This is a genomic window from Maribacter spongiicola (genome assembly GCF_052119685.1).
GTDB classification, from domain to species: Bacteria; Bacteroidota; Bacteroidia; order Flavobacteriales; family Flavobacteriaceae; genus Maribacter; species Maribacter spongiicola_A.
The window spans coordinates 166,114-186,277 of record NZ_JBGQOO010000006.1; the positions used below are offsets into that span (position 1 = coordinate 166,114).

Genomic DNA, 20,164 nt, shown 5'->3' on the forward strand with positions numbered 1-20,164 from the left:
CATTAAATTATTATTGATGCCTTAAAGCCATCACCTTGCTTAGATTCAAAATTAATAGTTCCATTTAAAGAAGCGATACGGGATTCCGTATGTCGTAGCCCATTTTTTTTAAAAAGATCACAACCCACCCCATTATCACGGTAAATTATTTGAATTTTAGACCCTTCTTTTTTGAAAACTAGCGTAACAAATGATGCTTCGCTATGCTTGCGCATATTGGTCATAAGCTCTTGCAGCACCCTGTAAATAGCGGTTTTCTTATGTTCTGTTATAGTATTCCATGGTATTTTAGACAGGTTACGGGTAATCACATTTACCTTGTTATTTTTGTAGCCAAGCAATAAATCATTTAATTGAAGATCAAAATCATTTCTTAGGTCAATTGCACTATTTTCTCTTGAAATATCTCTTGTTTTGGTATAAATTTTCTCCATTTCATCAATAACCTTGCTGTCAATACCCGAATTATTTTCAAGTGATGTCATCACTTTATACATATCATTAGCTACCTCGTCATGTACTTTTTTGGCAATTCTGGTTTCCGTTTTATAGATTTCTTCAATTTTAGCTTTGCGGTATCTGTTTCGATAGATAAAATAAGAACCAACTAAGATTAAAAAAATGATGAAGGCCAGAGCTTGATAAGCCAGTCGTTTACGAGATTCAATTTCTTGAAGTAATATACTGGCTTGGGTTTTCTTTTGTTCTTCGGCAACGTTATATTTTAGAAAAGCATTTTTGTTTTCTGCTATTTGTTTGGCTTTGGTTATACTATCGTTTAATCTTATATATTCATGAACTAGCGGATTCTTATTTAAATTCATGAGTAAAGAAATAGCTTCGATCTTAAATGAGCTACTATTTATTTTGTCTGATAATGCTAATGTTCTTTCAGCAAATACTAATGCATTGGTGGTGTCTTTTCTATCTAAATAATATTGAGACAAATGTGTGGTGCTAGAATGAAGACCAATAATATCATTATTTTTTTTACGAATATCAAATGCCCTTTTTAAATTCTGTAATGCATCTGGTAGGTTGAGTTTGCCCTGTACATGACCTAAATTATCGACCACTAAACCCAGTTCATAATTGTTTAATTGCGATTGTTTTTTATGTAGTAAGGTATAAATCTCGAGAGCTTTGAAATATGCTAATTCGTCTTTATGAATATTGGCTTTATTATTTAGTATAATTACACTGTCTTTTAATTTAGTGGCGATTTGTAAAGCCTGGTCAAACGTATCAATAGCATCGTTATAACTACTCGATGTTCTATAAATTCTACCTAATTGATTGTATAAACCTACTCTGGCGTTAATCAACGTGTCTTTGGTAGCCATTGAATTAATGAGGTTCAAGGCTTCTACAACATGATTTTCGCTGTTGAAATTGTTTCCTATTTTAAATTCAGCGATAGATAAGAGCCTTAAATCGTAAATAGCATTTAAGGTGTCGTTTGATTCTAAATCTTTATTTTTTTTCTTGGTAAAAAAGTGAATGCCCGATGGTAGGTCATTTGGTTCTGTAGGGTTTACAATGGCATTACGATAATAAATAGAATTATCAGAAGATGTTTGTGCTTTGGCACTTAAAGAAAAACTAAAAGCAAAAACTATAATATTGAAAAGATGTAGTATAAATGAAACCTTGTTGTATTTCATTCCTCTAATGTAGAACTTTTTGAGTATTATTTTTTGAATTAGAGCGTAGTTATTACTCCTATAAAATTATAGCTCTGAATATGAATGAGTTAATTAATAATGAGAAGGGCCTTGATATTAGGACAAACAAAAAGAGCACCAAACTTCAGCGTAATGCCAAAGTTTAAATGCCCTTTTCCAACTAACAACTTAAATATGCACTTTTAAAAGGCGGCACTTTGTGAATGTTGAATTCACTTGGCGTTGCCTCTATACTTTATGAACGCAGTTTTTTGATGGTACCCAAGGTGTTTTTTACTAAAGCTTCTAAACCAGCGTAATCTTTATTTGCTAAAATTTCTTTACTAATAAGTTTTGATCCCATACCAACACAAGTAACACCTGCATCGAACCAACCTTTAAGGTTGGCCTCATCGGTACTAACACCGCCGGTAGGCATAATGCTTGTCCATGGTTGAGGTCCTTTAATACCTTTTACGAATCCAGGTCCGTAAAGGTCGCCAGGAAATAATTTTACAATCTCACAGCCCATTTCTTCGGCTTTGTTAATTTCGGTCAATGACCCACAACCAGGAGACCATAATACTTTTCTACGGTTACAAACAATTGCAATATCTTCTCTCAAAGACGGTGTTACAATAAAATTAGCACCAATAGACATATAGTATGAAGCAGCGCCTGCATCTGTTATCGATCCTACACCCATTATCATACCTGGTAAGTTTTTGATAGCGTATTTGTTCAATTCAGAAAATACTTCGAAAGCGAAATCGCCACGAGCAGTAAATTCCATTAAACGTGCGCCACCGTCGTAACAAGCTTGTAAAACTTTTTTACCTAACTCGATGTCTGGGTGATAAAATAATGGAACCATACCAGATTCCTTCATTACGTTTGCTACTTCTATTCTTGAATATTGTGCCATCTGTTTTTTATTTCTCAGTTAAAATTTTGTTGAAATCGTACTCCGAAGGGTTGACTACATATTTTTTTGCATCCTCATAATCTTCTTCACCTATATAGAATAAGTTTTGGAAGCATAATTCTGCCAATTCTGAATTGATATTTACCAATCGAGGAGCAATTTTACCGTTCTCATCTTGAATTTCTGATAAGAATAGAGGGGTAATTTCACCTCTAGAATTCGCAGTAACCATACAGCCACTTTTACCCTCGTCAAATAATTTTTTTACGCCAAGACCTAGAACCGTACATAAGGTAAGGTCAAACCCAATAGGTCTACAACAGCGTAATTCGTAGCCTAGTTCAACAGGTCTACTTTTTATATCAATACCTAACTCCTTTAATTTTTTTTGAACCAGCATATTAAAAATATGCGCTTTACTAACATTACCTAATTCTGGGTGCCCATGATCATCATAGGTGAATTTAATATCACACTTATTTAATTCAGAGTCTGGCATATTATGAAAAACCCCTTCACTTATTAATGCGACACCATAATGTATATCTTCAATCTTTCGTTTGATCATGGAAGAGATGACCATTCTAACCACTTTGTCAAAAGTGATAGCAGTACGATCAAACATTTCAGGTATAATCATCATAGGGTAGTGGCAGCTCGCTGCAATACCGAACGCTAAATGCCCTGCAGAACGACCCATGGTAGACATTACAAACCAATTTTGGCTGGTACGCGCATCTTCATAGGTAGTAGTACCAATACGTACACCTTCATCTTTTGCAGAATGAAAACCAAATGTTGGGTTTCTATCTGGTAACGGTAAATCGTTATCAATGGTTTTAGGTACGTGAATGTTAGCAATTGAAATACCTTCTTTCTTTAAAAATCCTGTAATTCTGTTGGCAGTAGAAGCAGTGTCATCACCACCAATACTTACCAACAGTTTTACATTATTATCAATAAACAGGCTAGTGTTTAGTTTTTCGTTTTTAGGTTTAAAACGGCTCATTATTAATGTGGAGCCACCTCTACTAAAAATCCTATCAGCATGGAAAAAATCAAACTCTTTGATTTTAGGATTTTCATCAAAAATTCCTTTAAACCCTTCATGTAAACCTAGAACGCGATAATTATCTTTTAAGAAAGCCTTTGCCACGGTACTGATTACGGTATTGATACCAGGTGCAGGGCCGCCACCGCAAAGAATTAAAACAGATTTTTTCGACATTTTTAGTTTTTAGAAGTTTAAAGCAATTTTCTAATTATCTAGCAACTCTACCAGAAGCATCACCACCCATTAGTTTCTCTACTTCAGAAACTGTTACAAGGTTGGCATCACCCTTAATTGTATGCTTTAAACATGATGCAGCTACTGCAAAGTCAAGTGCATTCTGATCATCTTCTGGGTATTTTAATAATCCGTAGATCAAACCACCCATGAAAGAATCTCCACCACCAACACGGTCAACGATATCTGTAATTTGGTATTGACGAGTTTCGTACATTTTTGTACCATCCCATAAAACACCGGCCCACGTGTTGTGAGATGCCGAAATAGAACCTCTTAAGGTTGTGATTACCTTTTTGGCTTTCGGGAATTTTTTCATCATCTGCTTACATACAGATAAGAATGCTTCTGCTTTAACATCATGACCTTGGGTAGTAATGTCTAAACCTTCTGGTTTTATGTTAAAATGCTTTTCGGCATCTTCTTCGTTACCTAAAATAACATCACAGTATTCAGTTAAACCAGACATAATTTTTTCTCTATGAGCATCATCACAGAATGTCCAAAGTTTAGCTCTATAATTTAAATCGGTAGAAATAGTAATACCTTTTGCACTAGCAGCTTTTACAGCTTCTAAACAAACATCTGCGGCTCCTTGAGAAATAGCAGGTGTAATTCCCGTCCAATGAAACCATTCTACACCTTCAAAAACAGCATCCCAATCAATCATTCCAGATTTAATTTCTGCAATAGAAGAATGTGCTCTATCGTAAACTACCTTACTACCTCTCGATACTGCACCAGTTTCTAAGAAATAGATACCTAAACGATCGCCACCGTAAACAATTTTATCTACGCCAACACCTCTTTTACGCATTTCCATCATGGCACATTCACCAATATCATTCTTTGGTAAACGTGTTACGAAATCTACAGGAACGCCATAATTAGCTAAAGAAACCGCTACGTTAGATTCGCCACCACCGTAAATAGCATCAAATCTATTTGCTTGTGAAAATCTCAAAAATCCTTCAGGAGCTAAGCGAAGCATTATTTCGCCGAATGTTACTACTTTTTTCATGTGAATATTAAGTTTAATAAGTACTGATTTATCGCTTGTTTAATCGATTAACCACTTTGAGTAAAAAATAACCAAAACAGACATTTTTTGTTATAGTTAATTAAAGTCTTACTTTTGGTTAATCGATTGAACAAATATATATAAAGTAATTGAATAATAAAAGAACAACTTTAAAAGACATTGCAAATGTTTTAGGTATTTCAACTGCAGCTGTTTCCAAAGCTTTAAATGATGATCCGCGTATAAGCGTAAAAACTAAAAAAGCCGTAAAGCAAGTTGCCAAAGAGTTGAACTATCAACCTAATCATTTGGCAAGTGCACTTCGAAAAGGGAAAAGCAAATTAGTTGGCGTTATAGTACCTAGAACTAATAGTCATTTCTTTTCTTCGGTAGTTGAGAGCATGGAGGGTGTTCTTAATAAAGCTGGCTATAATATCATAATAACACAGTCTAACGAGTCTTTTCAAAAGGAGTGTAACAATATAGATACACTACTTTATTTACAGGTAGATGGTATCATTGCTTCTATGGCAAATGAAACGGTAGATCTATCTTATTACGAAAAAATTAAATCTAATGGAATTCCTTTAATTCTATTCGATAGGGGAGAGAATGATTTGAATGTAGATTATGTAGGTATCAACGATTATGATAGCAGTCATATAATTGTTGAACATTTAATAGCGCAAGGGTGTAAGAGAATTGCACATATTGGAGGATACCGTAGAACTCGAATTTTCAACAACAGAATTAGAGGATATATAGATGCCATAAAAAAACATGACCTGCCACATGATGATGAATTATTGATAGAAAGCAGCTTAACATTGGAAGATGGAAGGCAACAAATAGAAAAATTATTGTTATTAAAGAATAGGCCTGATGCAATTTACGTAGCCAGTGATTATGCTGCTTTAGGTGCGCTACAAGTATTAAAGGAGAAAAACATTAAAGTACCGGAAGAAATTAAACTAGTAGGTTTTGGAAATGAACCCTTCACTTCTTTGGTAACCCCTTCGATTACAAGTGTAAGTCAGCATAGCAAGCAAATAGGTAAACTTGCTGCAGAGACTTTTTTAAGCTATGTCGATAAAGATGTAGTGAAACAATCTTTGAATAAAATCATATTAGATTCGGAATTGATCATTCGCGATTCTTCGAAATAGAAAAAGCGTTATTGTAATCTTACAATAACGCTTTTTTATAAAGTATAAATAATTCTACTTATTAGATACCTAAAGCTTGACCACCACCAATTTGGATAGTTTCTGCAGTAATGAAAGCTGCGTCTTTACCTGCAAGGAAAGAAACTACACCAGCAACATCACTAGGTTGACCTAATCTACCTAACATAATATTGTTGGCCCATGAAGCAAAAACTTCTGGCTTAGTAGCCTTGATCTGTGCATGGAAAGGAGTATCGATAGTACCAGGAGATACTGCATTTACTCTAATACCGTATTCAGCAAGATCTTTAGCTAAAGCTCTAGTTATTGCATTAACACCAGCTTTAGAAGTACCGTAGATACCAGCACCTGGTCCACCAGCTGTCCAAGCTGCGTTAGATGTATAGTTAATGATTGATGGGTGAACACCTTTTTTAAGGTAAGGGATAGCTGCTCTTGAAGCAAAGAAAGTTGAATCAAGGTTCAATGCCATTACTGATCTGTAAAATTCAGTAGTCATTTCTTCGAAACGAGATCTACCACCTAAACCACCAGCATTATTTACTAACGTATCTATTTTGCCGTATTTATCACCAATAGCTTTTATGTTCTTAGTTACCGCTTCTTCATTGGTAACATCAAACCCTACGTACTCGGCAGTAATACCTTCTGAGGTAAGTTCTTTAATTCTTTCAGCACCTGCTGCGTCATCTATACCGTTTAAGATGACGGTAAAACCGTCTTGTCCTAATCTTTTAGCAACTTCAAAACCGATTCCTCCAGTTGCGCCTGTAATTACTGCTACTTTTCCTTCTGTACTCATGATATATTTTATTTTAATCAATTCTTAATTCAATATTTTTATCCTTTTAACGGTTCAATTTTACCGCATAATAACCAAATACTTGCTAAAGCAATTATAGCCATTGTTGCACCTATTACGAATGCTGGAGTATAGTTACCGCCAGAAGTTAACCAAGGCACTAAATAAATTAATGCTGCAGCTGTTAACTTAGCAGCCATTCCTGCAATACCTGATAAAGTACCTATTGTTTTTCCTCCGAAAAAATCACTCGGTAAAGTCTGAACATTTCCGATTGCGGTCTGAAAACCAAATAAAATTAGTGCCATAATTAATACGGCTCCGGTAGGTCCACCTGGGTTAGCCATCGCTAACAAACTTGGTAACATAATTAAGCAACCTATGGTAATTATTATTTTTCTAGTTTTATCGACAGTCCATCCTGCTTTTAAACGATTTTGAGCAAATAGACCTCCAAACCAAGCACCTAGCATAGCACCTACATAAGGTACCCATCCATAAATACCAATTGTTTTTACATCCATACCGTAAACTTCGTTTAGATAAATAGGTATCCAAACCACGAATAACCACCAGATAGGATCAATTGCTGCTGAGGCAATGATTACGCCCCAACTTTGTTTATGCTTTAAAAGTTTAGCGGTATCTGGATTAAACCCTTCGTCTGGCGTACCATCGTTGTCAATATCTTGATTTTTTTGACCTGTTAGAATGTAGTTTCTTTCTTTATCAGAAATCCAAGGGTGTTTTTTTGGTGGAGCTTTAACTAAAATCATCCATGGAATAAGCCATAACAACCCTAAAAGACCCACTAATACAAATATCATTTGCCAACTGAAATAAACAGTCATAAAAGCAATAGCCGGTATAGCTATAATACCGCCAATAGCAGCGCCTGAATTAAATAAGCCCTGTGCAAATGCGCGTTCTTCTGTAGGGAACCATTCTGCATTTGCCTTTGCGGCACCTGGCCAGTTACCAGCCTCTGCAATACCCAAAATTGTTCTGAAAAAACCAAAACTTAGAACCCCTTGAGCTAATGCATGAAGTGCGGTTGCAATAGACCAAACGCCAATAGAAATGGCAAAACCAATTCTTGTCCCGACCCAATCTAAAATTTTACCAAAAATGGCTTGCCCAAAAGCATATGCGAACATAAAAACAACTGAAATAGTTGCGAAAATTTCTTTTCGTTCATCATTTGAACTTTCAGGAAATAGGTCTTCTGCAATGTCGGGCCAAAGAACGCCAATTGATTGACGGTCAATGTAGTTGATTATAGTGGCTATTGCAATTAAAGCAATAACCCACCATCTTAGACCTTTTATTTTCATAATTCTATTTTTTTGGTTTTGGCTCGACTATTATAATCTTTTGAATTTTCTAGAAGTACCATGTAATTTGATTGGTAATTAGAGCGTATGGTTTGTACATTCTAAATATTATAACAATATCTATAAAGCTCTTTAAAATGAACTTTCATCATATCTTTTGCTTTCTGCGTATTTTGTTCTTTTATAGCTTCAAAAATATTTTGATGCTCTATTACTCTAATAGCTCCTTGATCTTTATCACAAACATGATATTTTTCAAAGTTGTTAATGATTTCTGGTGTAATTATCAGCATCATCCTATTAATCGTACTATTTCTACATGCCTGGGCGATTGCTAAATGAAAAAGTAAATCTTCTTGAACAGCGTCTTCGTTGTTCGATACTTTTTCTTTATAAGCCTCTAAGGCAGCTTGCATTTTTTCTAAATCGTCGTCAGTTCTTCTTTGAGCCGCTAATCTTACGGTTTTAAGTTCAAGAAGAATTCTTGTCTCGACCAAAGATTTAAAATCGGGGTCTTCTAAACCAAGAATGTCATCCATCATACCGTTCATAGCTACTTGCCCAATATCTGCTACGAAAGTTCCACTTTGTGGTTTTGATTTTAATATACCGTAGAATTCAAGTTTTTGAATTGCTTCGCGAACATTACTTCTACTAACTTCAAAACGTTCTGATAACATTCGTTCTGAAGGTAACTTATCACCTGGTTCCAGGTTTTTGTGATTTATTAGATCACGAATTTTTGAAATAATCTCGTGTTGTAGTTCTTGGTTGTCATTTTTAGTGAGGATTTCTAACTTCATATATCACATTTTATCTAAAATAATTGGTTAACCAGATTGGTTTCTCAAATTTAAGAAATTAACTGTGCAAACAAATTTTTCAAGACTTTAATCTTGCGAATTCACTTAAAATAATGACTAATAAAGATTTGCTGGCCCGCTTAACAAGCCAGCAATCTTAAAAAACTAACTCAAACAACTTTGTCTAATAAATACTTTAATTTTCATTACCTATTAAATTATGTAAGCTAATTCATGAATTTACAGATAGTAAAAATTACAGCGTATAACTTAATACCCTGGGTTTTGTGTAATAACACCACCACTAGCAAGTACTTCTGAAGGTGGAATTGGAAATACATAATAGTTGCTATCAATGGTTTGTCCCATGGTAGTATCAACAGTACCCGTTCTAACCAAATCGAACCATCTATGGCCTTCTAAGGCTAATTCTAGTCTTCTTTCTTGCGCGATTGCTGCTCTTACATCAGTTTGTGAACTTGCAGTACCAGTTAAGCTAGTTAAACCAGCTCTTGTTCTAATAGGGTCTAATAATGGTAAAACAGTTGAAGCAGGTGAGTTCGTTTCATTTAAAGCTTCTGCATACATTAATATCACATCAGATAGCCTTAGCTCTATAAAATCTTGATCAAGACCTCCTAAATACTTCACGCCTTTTCTTGCTTCTACATCAATGGTTAAAGCTTCTCTTAAATCTGTACCACCACCAGCGGTGCTATTTGCATCAAAAGCTTCTATTAAGCTTAAAGTAATATTTTGTTCATCTGCTTTAGTATCTCCACCTTGAAACCAACCAGAAAAAATAGTACCACCGGCTGAATTAGAAATAGAGCTAGATATCTGAGTTGCAAAAATAATTTCTGAACTCTCATCGATAACAACATTAGCGAAATCAGGTTCTAAAGATACCCCTGCACCAGATGCGGCATTTACAGCATTTTCAAGTGCTATTTTTGCATTAGGAAAATCATTAAGGAACATATACACTTTACCTAATAAACTTTGAGCTGCAATTTTAGAAGCACGACCACTACCTAATCCAGAATTGTCTAAACCTGCAATTGCATTCGTTAAATCTGGAATGATAACAGTTGTATAAATGTCAGCTGCTGGCTGTCTCGTTAAAAGAGTCAAATCTGATGAATCTGGTGAAGGAGATAAGTTCAAAGTTACATCACCAAATGCTAGTACTAACTTAAAATAAGATAAGCCTCTTAAAAACTGAGCTTCTGCTACTTGAGTTGCATCGTCAGAATTGTCAATTACATTGTTTGCACTTAGAATAGACTTATATAAATTACTATAAAACGGACGAAAGAATATTTCTGATATCGCTAACCCGCCTAAATCTGAATTATATTTATGAAAATCTGGGTAAGGTGGTTCATCATCAAATGTTATGTTGTCTGCTCTAAATTCACCCATTACCGCTTGCGGTGTAACAACACCTGTATGGTAATAGTATGCGGCATTTAAAACACCATCAAAATTGGTTAAAGCACTAGATTCAAGTTCTACAGGGGGTGTTTGATCTAGTTCATTCTCACATGCTGTCATCAACAGCATAGAAATTGCTACTATAGATATAGTTTTTATTTTTATCATCTTTTCTTTATTAAAAATTAACATTAAGACCAAGCGTGAAGCTTCTTACAATTGGGCTTGCACCTTCTTGATAACCGTAGGTTGTTGGTCCTGCATATCCTGAATTTTCGATTTCTACACCCTCAGGGTTAAACGAAGTATAATCATCTGCAAAAATGTACAACAAGTTAGTTGCTGCAGCATACACTCTTAAAGAACTAAGACCTATTCTATCTATTAAATCTGAATTAAGAGAATAACCTAAGGTTAGGTTTCTTAATGCGATAAAAGAGGCATCTTGAACCATTGCACCATGTGCATTTCTAGTTTCAACATAATGCTTACCTGCATTAGGGCCTATATCTGCAATACGATCACCATCTGGATCAAAGGCATCTGTTAACCTACCACCAAATTGAGATTTCCAGTAAATAGGATCAAGGTTGTAAACTTCTGCCCCTTGAGAACCTTGAAATTGAAATGCAAAATCAAAATTCTTGTAGGTCATATCACTAGAAAGTCCCCAGAAAAAATCTGGCGTTGCAGATCCTAGTTTCACATAGTCACCTTCATACGTAATTTCACCATCTCCGTTTTGATCAACAACGTACCATTCTGAGCTACCAAAACCGATATTTCTAGAAGGATCGTTAATGAATTGTGTTTCAACCTCGCTAGTTACAGCGTAGCCCCACATTTCACCAACTTCACCACCTACATAGTTTCTGAACTCAGCACCTCTACCACTTGGACCACCATAAACTTGTCTAGGTAATTCATCTAAATCACCTAAGCTTGTAATTTCAGAATTAACTGTTGAGTAATTAGCACTAACATTCCAAGAGAAATTTTCATTTGATATTAGTTTAGTAGTTAATTCAAGTTCTAAACCAGAACTTGTAACATCGCCACGGTTAAGTGCGATAGAAGGTGTACCGTTAACTTCAGAAATACTTTGGTTGATCAACATATCGTTAACATCAGAAGTATAATAATCTGCGCTAAATCTGAAACGGTTGTTTATAAAACCTAAATCAACACCATAGTTCGTCTCTGTGTTTGTCTGCCATGTTAAGTTCGGATTTGCTACATCTTCTGGAATAAGGAAACCTGTACCGAAAGCAGTTGCTGAAGTACCTAAAATACTTAGTGATTGATAAGAACCTAAGAAAGCGGCAGTACCTAAAGAACCAGTACTAAAACGTAACTTTAAAAGACTTAATTTCTCATTATTTTCTAAAAATGATTCATTACTTACATTCCATCCTAAAGAAAGCGCTGGGAAAACAGCGTATTTCTCATTTGCACCAAAACGCGAATCACCATCTGTTCTAAGCGAAGCAGAAACTAAATAACGATCGTCGTATGCGTAGGCAACTCTACCAAAATAACCTCTTCTTGATTGCTTAGCATCGATAGTAGTTGTATTTACATCTGCAGGATTAACAAAAGAATAATTAAGCGGTAGACCAAATTGTAAATTCGTTCCATCTGATGAAGTGCCCTTAAAATACGTATTTACAAATTCCATACCTACCACTGCAGATATATCATGCTTCTCAGCAAATGTTTTCGCATAACTTAAAGTAGTGGTGCTTAAAACCGTAGATTTTTTAATACTTGAATTCGACAATTGCGAACGATCTGAACGTTGTTGACCATCAGTTACTTGACCATGGTACTCATAGGTTTGAGTATCTTGAATATCAGCTCCGAAAATGGTTTTTAAATTTAAACCGTCTAAAAGTTCATATTGTAAATAAGAGCTTGCGTTGGCGAAGTATGTCTTTTTAAATCTTCTTGATTCGTTAAATTTAGCACCTACACCAGCATCACCAGTACCACCGATACCATTTTGGTTTCTACCATATTGCCAATCATGAACTACATCACCTGGTTGTAAATCATAAATACTTGTAGGATCTAAACCAATACCTCGATAGTTACTGTCAAATGAGCTACTTAGTTGCGATATTGGCTCGCCACGTGCAACACTAGCGTCGTAAACCGATTGTCTAGTTTGATCTAATTGTTGAATGAAGTCGATAGACTCTTGTGTATGATAAACAGGGCTAATACTATAGGCTCTTAAAAGATCTCTCATTTCCCAAGGCACAATTTCTTGATCACCAACAAATCCGTTCATACTGATACCAGCTTTTAACTTTTCGCTTAAGTTAGCTTCTATGTTTACACGGCCATTATATCTTTCATAACCTTGACCTCTTACAATACCATCGGTATTTAGATAACCCAAAGAAGCAAATGCTTTTAAATTTTCAGAACCACCGCTAACGCTAACGTCATGGCTAGTTGAACTACCATTTCTAAAAAGCCAATCTTCCATACTAATTACATCAGGTGCATTAGTATATGCATCTAATCTATATTGTAACAATGCTGGGTCGGTATTAGATAAATCATAGTCACCCGATTGTAGATCTTGTGCCCATTCTCCTGCAGTCTTAAGCATTTCAATGTCTTTAACATATTTGCTAGAAGTACTGGTATAGGTGTTATAGTTAAAATTAACTTTTCCTTTTTTTCCTTTTTTAGTAGTTACTAAAATAACCCCATTAGCACCTAAGGATCCATAAATAGCAGCAGAGGCAGCATCTTTTAGCACCTCTAAACTCTCAATATCATTTGGGTTAACGGTAGCCAAATTACCTGAAATAGGAAAACCATCAACCACAATAAGTGGGTCAGAATCTCCAGAAACAGAAGAAGCAGCTCTAATTTGAATTTTTGGTGCAGAACCTGGCTCACCACTTTGGTTTTGAATTCTTACCCCAGGTAACTTACCAGCTAAAGCATCATCAACACGCGCAACTTGAACGGCAGCAACCTCAGCTCCACCAATTTTTGCCACTGCACCTGTAAGATGTGATTTTTTAATAGTACCGTAACCAACAACAACAACCTCTTCAAGTTGGCTAGCGTCTTCTGTAAGCACAACGTCTATGGTTTGTTGTTCAGTTATTGCAACTTCTTTTTTAGAATAACCAATCGAAGAAAATACCAATACATCACCATTTTTAACAGTAATAGAAAAATTACCATCAAAATCTGTAGAAGTACCAGTCGTTATATTTTTAATAACAACATTGGCACCTGGTACCGGTATGCCGGTGTTGTCATTAACAGTACCGGTCACGTTGTACCCGTCTTGTGCGAATAATGATATGTTGAATAACATAATCATCATTAATACTAATTTCGTTTTTAAATTCATTTGTTGTCTTGTTATGTTAATTTAAGTTCGACTTGATAAAGTCTGATTAAAGCATTTAAAATGAATATTGAGTTTAGATTCATTTTTTACTACTGTAATGTTTTTTTCAAATTTTTTTGAGAAACATATTCAGTTAAATAGTACATGTTGTAATAATTCTATCACTTAAATAAGCTGTGATGTGATGAAGGTGTATTTCTTAGTTTTTTATCATAACTTTTTTATAGTGTTTTAAGTTCGAATTCAATTTGAGTAGTATTCATTTAATTTTGGTTTTCCAAATTGGTTTTCCAAACTGGTTTACCAAATATATGTTATTTATTCGTTAAAAAAATAGAATTTTACATTTTAACAAGATTTGGTCGATTTTAATTTTTGAAACGCTCTGTAAAACCCCGTTATATTGAGGATATGGTATTTGGTTAACATTTTAATTATTATTTGTTTTATTTCACTATATACAATTTCAAGCTAATTTTTCAGTAAAATTTTACTGGTTATTCGTTAGTTTTGACGTGTTTTTCGCGCTATATTTCAATTATTTATTTGGTTTATTATAACATTTAATAATCTCAATATTTTGATTTTCATTGTTTTCTGTCCATGTTAAGTGAGCAATACATACTGCATTTATAAAGAAAGTTTTTAAACACTACGCTTATATGCCCCTTAAATAATTTTCGAACAGAGTCTGGCGAACTTATGAAGGAGGGGAACTGATTGATATGTGGAAAAAAGACACGCAAGAAGTAGATGGAAGCATGCCAGAAGAGTGGATTATGTCTACCATAACTGCAAGAAGAAATGGAAGACTAGAAAATGATAGATTTTACTTGGTTAAAGCTATAGAAGTATTGATTAAAAAACTCAATTCTAAATAAATACCAACGATGCAAGTACATTTGATTAATGAATATGCAGACACGGTTTAATTTCCCTTTTAGGAAAACAGGGTTAAGGTATGTGCTGAGTATTAAAGAGGGTAATAGTTCTCAAAAAAAGCTAAACTTAGCACCAGAAACTACCATTGAAGTTACACTACCAGTACCTACAACATTACCAATAATAAAAAATGCTGGACCAAAATCTTTGAGACGTTTCTTAAATTTTCCTGTAAGGGAACAATTTTCAGTTGTCATGATTTTAGATTCAGCATTCAGAATGTTATTTAAGAATTACTTCAAAAATTTGCATAAAACACCAGCAGAGGCTACAAGCTAAATTTTAACCTATGCCTTGTCTCCAAAGTAAGAAACTGCATCACCACTTAAGAAATCTTCTCGTACAGGGCTAAAAGTGTCAATTAGTTCGCCTTCTTCTAAGCAAACTGCACTATGTAATAAATTTGGTTCAATATAAACTCCGTCACCCGCTTCAATAATTTGCTTTTCGCCATCGATTACAAATTCAAATTTGCCCGAAACACAATAGGTAGCTTGTGTGTGAAAATGTTGGTGAGGTGCACCTAAAGCACCCTTATCGAATTTTACCCGTACCATCATTATTTGGTTGTCATACCCTAAGAATTTTCTTGATACTCCGCCGCCAAGCACTTCCCATTCCATGTCTTTAGTGATGACATATTTTTCGCTAAATCTTTTCATAATATTAATTTTTCTATATTCTATTTAAAATAATAAGAACCAGACCACTCATAATTCTTATCCTCAATTTTAACTTTATGTTTTGCTTCTTTTGAAGCGTTTGTGTTTGCTAAAATAAATAGTTTGGTCTTATCTTTTACGGTAGTTATTGAAATTGCGGTGTAACCTATAGTATCTAAAACCACTTTTAACGCTGAGATAGAACTATTAGAATTAACAGCAGACTCTGAAACCGGGCTATAGCTTCCATGTGCTTCTATAGCTGAAACAAAAGTTGTGTTTTGAGTATCTTTTCTGCGGATAATAAAACCAGCTTCTCTTCTTAAATTAAATTCAGGGTCATTGGCGCCTATTCGTACAAATCGTAGCTCATCATCTTTTGATGTTGCAGATGTTAAGGTATAGAACTTCCCTTTTTCTAGCCAACTTAATTTAGTGTTTTCTTCTGTTGTACTTCCACAGCCTTCTGACCATAAATGTTGATAGCCGTTATCAGCACCTAAAGGCTCAAGTGTTTTCGGAACTTCGTATTCAAAATTTGTGTTCAATACTTGACCCATAAAATAAAAGGGCAGATCATATTGGTTGGTGCTATCAGACTTAACTCGTAGAATATCAAGCATGAAAGGCTTTTCAAATTCAGCATCTTTAATAATAGCCATTGTTCTGTACATTTCTGTTCCAGGATACGCATTAGTTTCTATTGCACTAACAATTTGTATATCGGCATTAGAATCATCAAAAAGATACAACTCTGGATTGTACTTACTACCAATATCAAATTTGCCTTGGTAGTGAGATTTCTCATTCTGCACAAGGGTGTTATGGGCAATGGTTTGCTTCGCCCAAGTTTTATTTTCTTTCAGATAATTACCACCACCTTTTTGTTCAATATTTACAAAACGAGCTAATCCGTAATCCTGCAATACTTCATCACCATTTTCGTAGAAGGAGTACGATAACTTATCATAGTGGCCATGGCTTGAGCCTTGAGCGGCATATTTAAAAACAAGTTCTAAGTCATCACTTCGTAAAATACCAACACCACCTTGTTTTCCGTTAGGTCCATCACATAGATTAATTGATTTTTTATCGAAAGGTTTTGCTTTTCCATTTTTTACACCAAGTGCAACTGCCAATCCAGAGTCGTCTAGTAAAACCTTGTTTTGCTTTTCTGCGATACTTAATAAACCTGGGTCTTGGTTTCCGAAATAATAAGAAATATCTACAGCGGTAACCAAAGCATTATTGTAATAAGACATTCCTTTTTGACCATCGTTAAGGGGAAAGAAATCTCCATCTGCATCAGATAAATTTAAAAGGGCATTTATTGATTTTAAAAGTACTCCGTCTTTGTATTCAAAAATTTTCAATTCTGGTTTTACATTGTGTAGGCCTTCTGCAAAAATCAAAAATGGATACATGGCATAACGCTGATAATATGGACCTTCGTTATAGTATCCATTAGGTGAAAAAGGTTCCTCTATGTTCGCTAAGAATCCGGCTTTACCTTCCTTATTAATAAATCCGCCATCATCGTCTTTAGCAGTTTTGTCCATCTCTAAATCTGGAATACCGTATAAAGCGCGATCAATTAATTCTTTATCGTTCATTACTAAACCAATCATACCAACAGCTGCATTACCCCATGTACTATGGTTGTGTACTCTTTGGTAAAATTGGGGACTATCGACTGAAATGTGATCTGCAAATGGTCTAAAAAGATTTTTTTCTAGTTTTTTTCTTTCAGCGGAACTTAAGTAATTATATACGCAGTCGTAAGCTTGGCTAACATAAACCAACCAGTTAGAATCGTTTAAACATTGCCAAAACAATTTACCTCGAGCATAAGATCTTGTTTTTGGGTGTAGTGGTAAAGTTTTATACATGCCTTCATATTGCATGAGCATGTCTTTTACATAGATCGCATATTTTTCATCATCTAATATTTGATATAAGACACCAGCCTGTTGCATTACGATCATATTGCGTTTATGTCGCACATGAGTGTAACCACCAGAATAATCTTTAGGTATTGGTGTATCGATACCCAAAGCGATTTCGGCATCGATCTCTTCTTTTAACTGTTGTAACGAGGCATCAAATAGAGGTACAGAACCTAATTCTGCTCTTATTTTTTCAACCCCTTCTTTGGTGAGAATAAGGCTAGGGTGTTCTTGTGCAGCTGCGCTGAACGTTATTAAAATTGCGCAAATAAAAACGTGTACTGTTTTTAAGTATTTAATCATGCTTGTTATTCGATTTTTAGTAGCCCTAAGTCTTTACCATCAGTACCTTTCCCTTTCAATGGAGAATCTGAAGGTAATGAATAGTTGGTGTCCTTAGAAAATTCAGGGGCTAGTTCCCATTGATTTTCTACTTGGTATTTCTGATCGCCAGTGACCATAAGTTTTTCTGAATTGCTCAAAGCATTATTAAGAACTTTGACCATTGGTTCACCGACTACCAGATGCATGTTAATGGCCTTACTATCTTTAAAAATGTTGTTTTTAATAGCTGTTTCTTGAACGCCGTATAAAGAAACGGTAGCATCATATTTATTTTTAGAACCATAACCGACATGGTCAAATACATTATGCTCCATTTCTAAAAACGGACCAAAAGTACTTTCATCTTTACCACCTCTATACAGCCGTAAAGCTGCACCTTGTAAGTCGGTAATAGCATTATTCTTCATTAAGAAATACTCTACGTTGTAAGCACCGATATCATCACTTTCCTTATCTAAGGCTGCAATGCTACCAGAGATATTTTTGAAGGTAGAGTTTTGAATGCTAATAGTATCGGCAAAAGTTCCTTTAGCAACACGTAATAAATCAAAAGAGTGGTTTACTACCATATCTTTAAACTCACATCTATTAATGAATAACTTATAATTATCGATCATAGATTTTTTGCTGGTACTGATAACAGAGTTACCTGCGTAATCTGGCGATTTGGTACCATCAAAAGTGATGTTTTCTAGAGATAGACTACCGCCATTTTCAATTTCAAAAGCCATCATTCTTTCAAATAAGATCGTAGCTTTTTCTTTGCCTAGTGTTTTAAAGGTAAGTGGATGATTAATTTGAACGGCTTTAGTCAATAAGTAGGTGCCGCCATCTTCAAGAATGATAATATCACCTGCTTTCGTTTCTTTTACTTTATCGTACAGCGTATTAATACCTGCGGCAACATTGATAGTATTACCAGAGTTTAACGCAACAGTATTATTTGCCTTTGAATACCATGATATACCTGTATTCTCTTTAGTTGCGATATTCGGACTTATAACAACCTTAGTTTTAATCTTACTTGAAGTAGGAATCGGGAATCCGTTTTTGTCTTTTACCAGTTTAATTTTGGCATTCTTAAATCCTTCTGCAATAGTAGTTTCTGAGTTTTCACCAAGAATATTGTTTTTGAAAGTGATACCACTAATATCATCATCAATAGTAAAAACATCTTTCTTTGTGTCGTTATAAATGATATTTTCTGAAAACTCAGAAGTACGTGGTGCCTGACTTCTTTCTGCATCGCTACCTGCACCAAAAAGTATGTTGTCACAGTTTACAAAAGTGTTGTTGTTTACTTTAGAATCTATCACCGGTACATATCTGTTTGGTGGTGAATTTGGTACACCGTTCATCATTACAAAGGCACCTCTAAAACGATATCCTGTTAAACCAATATGGTAGTTGTTAATAACAGTTTGTGTTTCATTAATGACACGAACTCCACCAGTACTAGGTTTGTTATTGCCAATAAACACATTACCATCTACCAATGTTTCGTTACCATGGCGCATGGTTAAAGTACCAGTGCATTCAAAAAATGTATTGTATTTAAAAGTGTTATTGCACGACTTATTGGAGATGATTTCATGCTCGCCGTTGGTTCTGTCAAAATAGTTAGATTCAACCAAGGTGTTCGATTTTTCCAATGCATGGTGGCTAGTTCCTATTCTTAAAGTTTCACCTCCGTTGTTTCCGTAGGTAGGGCGTGGTCCAAAATAATTATGATCTATTTGATGATTATTTGCTCTGCTATCTTCAGTATCTAAACCAACGATCATTGTAACCCCTAAATTCTTTTTACCTGCAATATGGTTATGGTCAATTCGGTTATTTTTTCCATAAATGGTTATCCAATAATCTTGAACTTGACGCTCAGGATTATTAAAGTTATCGATGACACATTCAGTCAGTCGAGAATTATTAGCCATTTGTTCTCTACTTTTTCTGAAGGATATTACAGCGTTTGTAGGCGTATAGCCATTTTTGAATACGAGACCTTTAACGATTAAATGATTGCCGGCGATTCTTAAGTTTGAAGCTCCAGAAAGAGTCACTTTTCCCTTTTCTTCTGCGATAAGTGTAATAGGTTTTTCTGCTGTACCGTTTGCTTCGAAGACCAGTTCTGCATCCATCCAAATACCATTTGCAAGAACAATGCTATCACCTGGTTGAACTTTGGTTAGCATCTCTTCAAATTCAGCTACATTTTTTACTAGTTTACTAGGTTGCGGAGTAGTAAAAGAATATATCGCGCACAAAAAAGCGGATAGAAATAAAAGGTGGTAGCGTCTCATAGATTAGAATTGGTTTACCAAATTGGTTTACCAAAAATAAGGATATTTGTAAGACTAGCAAATATTTAACAGAAAAAGGGGTGTTATAATTACGGATTGATAAGTATTTGCTTGATAAATCATCAA

Annotated in this window: 15 protein-coding genes; 3 read left to right on the top strand and 12 right to left on the bottom strand. The window is 34.9% G+C overall.

All coding sequences use genetic code 11. From position 1 onward, the window contains the following. Window positions 1-2 precede the first annotated feature (2 nt). From ACEN2N_RS11765 to ACEN2N_RS11780, 4 genes are all read right to left on the bottom strand, one after another. On the bottom strand, window positions 3-1,664 hold the full coding sequence (locus ACEN2N_RS11765; protein ID WP_441824504.1) for a tetratricopeptide repeat-containing sensor histidine kinase: 1,662 nt from the start codon (window positions 1,662-1,664) through the stop codon (window positions 3-5). Between the two features lie 256 nt (window positions 1,665-1,920). Next, entirely contained in the window at window positions 1,921-2,589 is a 669-nt protein-coding gene (locus tag ACEN2N_RS11770) for a bifunctional 4-hydroxy-2-oxoglutarate aldolase/2-dehydro-3-deoxy-phosphogluconate aldolase (RefSeq protein WP_441824505.1), read from the bottom strand. Between the two features lie 7 nt (window positions 2,590-2,596). Continuing rightward, window positions 2,597-3,817, bottom strand: coding sequence for a 6-phosphofructokinase (locus ACEN2N_RS11775; RefSeq protein ID WP_441824506.1), 1,221 nt, complete (start codon window positions 3,815-3,817; stop codon window positions 2,597-2,599). A 34-nt stretch (window positions 3,818-3,851) separates the two neighbouring features. Further along, window positions 3,852-4,898 (bottom strand): PfkB family carbohydrate kinase, encoded by a 1,047-nt coding sequence (locus tag ACEN2N_RS11780; protein WP_424002606.1) that lies wholly within the window; start codon window positions 4,896-4,898, stop codon window positions 3,852-3,854. A 149-nt stretch (window positions 4,899-5,047) separates the two neighbouring features. Here ACEN2N_RS11780 and ACEN2N_RS11785 point away from each other — a divergent pair, with 149 nt between their 5' ends. Further along, window positions 5,048-6,064, top strand: coding sequence for a LacI family DNA-binding transcriptional regulator (locus ACEN2N_RS11785; protein WP_441824507.1), 1,017 nt, complete (start codon window positions 5,048-5,050; stop codon window positions 6,062-6,064). A gap of 61 nt (window positions 6,065-6,125) precedes the next feature. On the opposite strand, the gene ACEN2N_RS11790 is transcribed toward ACEN2N_RS11785, so the two are convergent. From ACEN2N_RS11790 to ACEN2N_RS11810, 5 genes are all read right to left on the bottom strand, one after another. Continuing rightward, window positions 6,126-6,887: an SDR family NAD(P)-dependent oxidoreductase gene (locus ACEN2N_RS11790; protein ID WP_441824508.1), complete on the bottom strand. Its 762-nt coding sequence runs from the start codon at window positions 6,885-6,887 to the stop codon at window positions 6,126-6,128. Between the two features lie 38 nt (window positions 6,888-6,925). Then, on the bottom strand, window positions 6,926-8,221 hold the full coding sequence (locus tag ACEN2N_RS11795) for an MFS transporter (RefSeq protein ID WP_441824509.1): 1,296 nt from the start codon (window positions 8,219-8,221) through the stop codon (window positions 6,926-6,928). A 101-nt stretch (window positions 8,222-8,322) separates the two neighbouring features. Continuing rightward, window positions 8,323-9,024 (bottom strand): FadR/GntR family transcriptional regulator, encoded by a 702-nt coding sequence (locus ACEN2N_RS11800; RefSeq protein WP_441824510.1) that lies wholly within the window; start codon window positions 9,022-9,024, stop codon window positions 8,323-8,325. 270 nt (window positions 9,025-9,294) lie between these two features. Further along, a complete protein-coding gene (locus ACEN2N_RS11805) occupies window positions 9,295-10,629 on the bottom strand; it encodes a RagB/SusD family nutrient uptake outer membrane protein (RefSeq protein WP_441824511.1) in 1,335 nt (444 codons plus the stop codon). A gap of 10 nt (window positions 10,630-10,639) precedes the next feature. Beyond that, a complete protein-coding gene (locus ACEN2N_RS11810) occupies window positions 10,640-13,843 on the bottom strand; it encodes a SusC/RagA family TonB-linked outer membrane protein (RefSeq protein WP_441824512.1) in 3,204 nt (1,067 codons plus the stop codon). 725 nt (window positions 13,844-14,568) lie between these two features. Here ACEN2N_RS11810 and ACEN2N_RS11815 point away from each other — a divergent pair. Further along, on the top strand, window positions 14,569-14,724 hold the full coding sequence (locus tag ACEN2N_RS11815; protein WP_441824513.1) for a hypothetical protein: 156 nt from the start codon (window positions 14,569-14,571) through the stop codon (window positions 14,722-14,724). Window positions 14,725-14,758: 34 nt separating this feature from the next. Continuing rightward, complete coding sequence (locus ACEN2N_RS11820; RefSeq protein ID WP_441824514.1) at window positions 14,759-15,064, top strand: hypothetical protein; 306 nt, start codon at window positions 14,759-14,761, stop codon at window positions 15,062-15,064. Window positions 15,065-15,072: 8 nt separating this feature from the next. Here ACEN2N_RS11820 and ACEN2N_RS11825 read toward each other — a convergent pair whose 3' ends face one another. Genes ACEN2N_RS11825 through ACEN2N_RS11835 form a run of 3 tightly spaced genes read right to left on the bottom strand, consistent with a single transcriptional unit; the run spans window position 15,073 to window position 20,038 of the window. Beyond that, window positions 15,073-15,447, bottom strand: a complete 375-nt coding sequence (locus ACEN2N_RS11825; protein ID WP_441824515.1) for a cupin domain-containing protein — start codon at window positions 15,445-15,447, stop codon at window positions 15,073-15,075. Between the two features lie 20 nt (window positions 15,448-15,467). Next, window positions 15,468-17,696 (bottom strand): alginate lyase family protein, encoded by a 2,229-nt coding sequence (locus ACEN2N_RS11830; RefSeq protein ID WP_441824516.1) that lies wholly within the window; start codon window positions 17,694-17,696, stop codon window positions 15,468-15,470. A 5-nt stretch (window positions 17,697-17,701) separates the two neighbouring features. Further along, window positions 17,702-20,038: a chondroitinase-B domain-containing protein gene (locus ACEN2N_RS11835; protein ID WP_441824517.1), complete on the bottom strand. Its 2,337-nt coding sequence runs from the start codon at window positions 20,036-20,038 to the stop codon at window positions 17,702-17,704. Window positions 20,039-20,164: the final 126 nt, after the last annotated feature.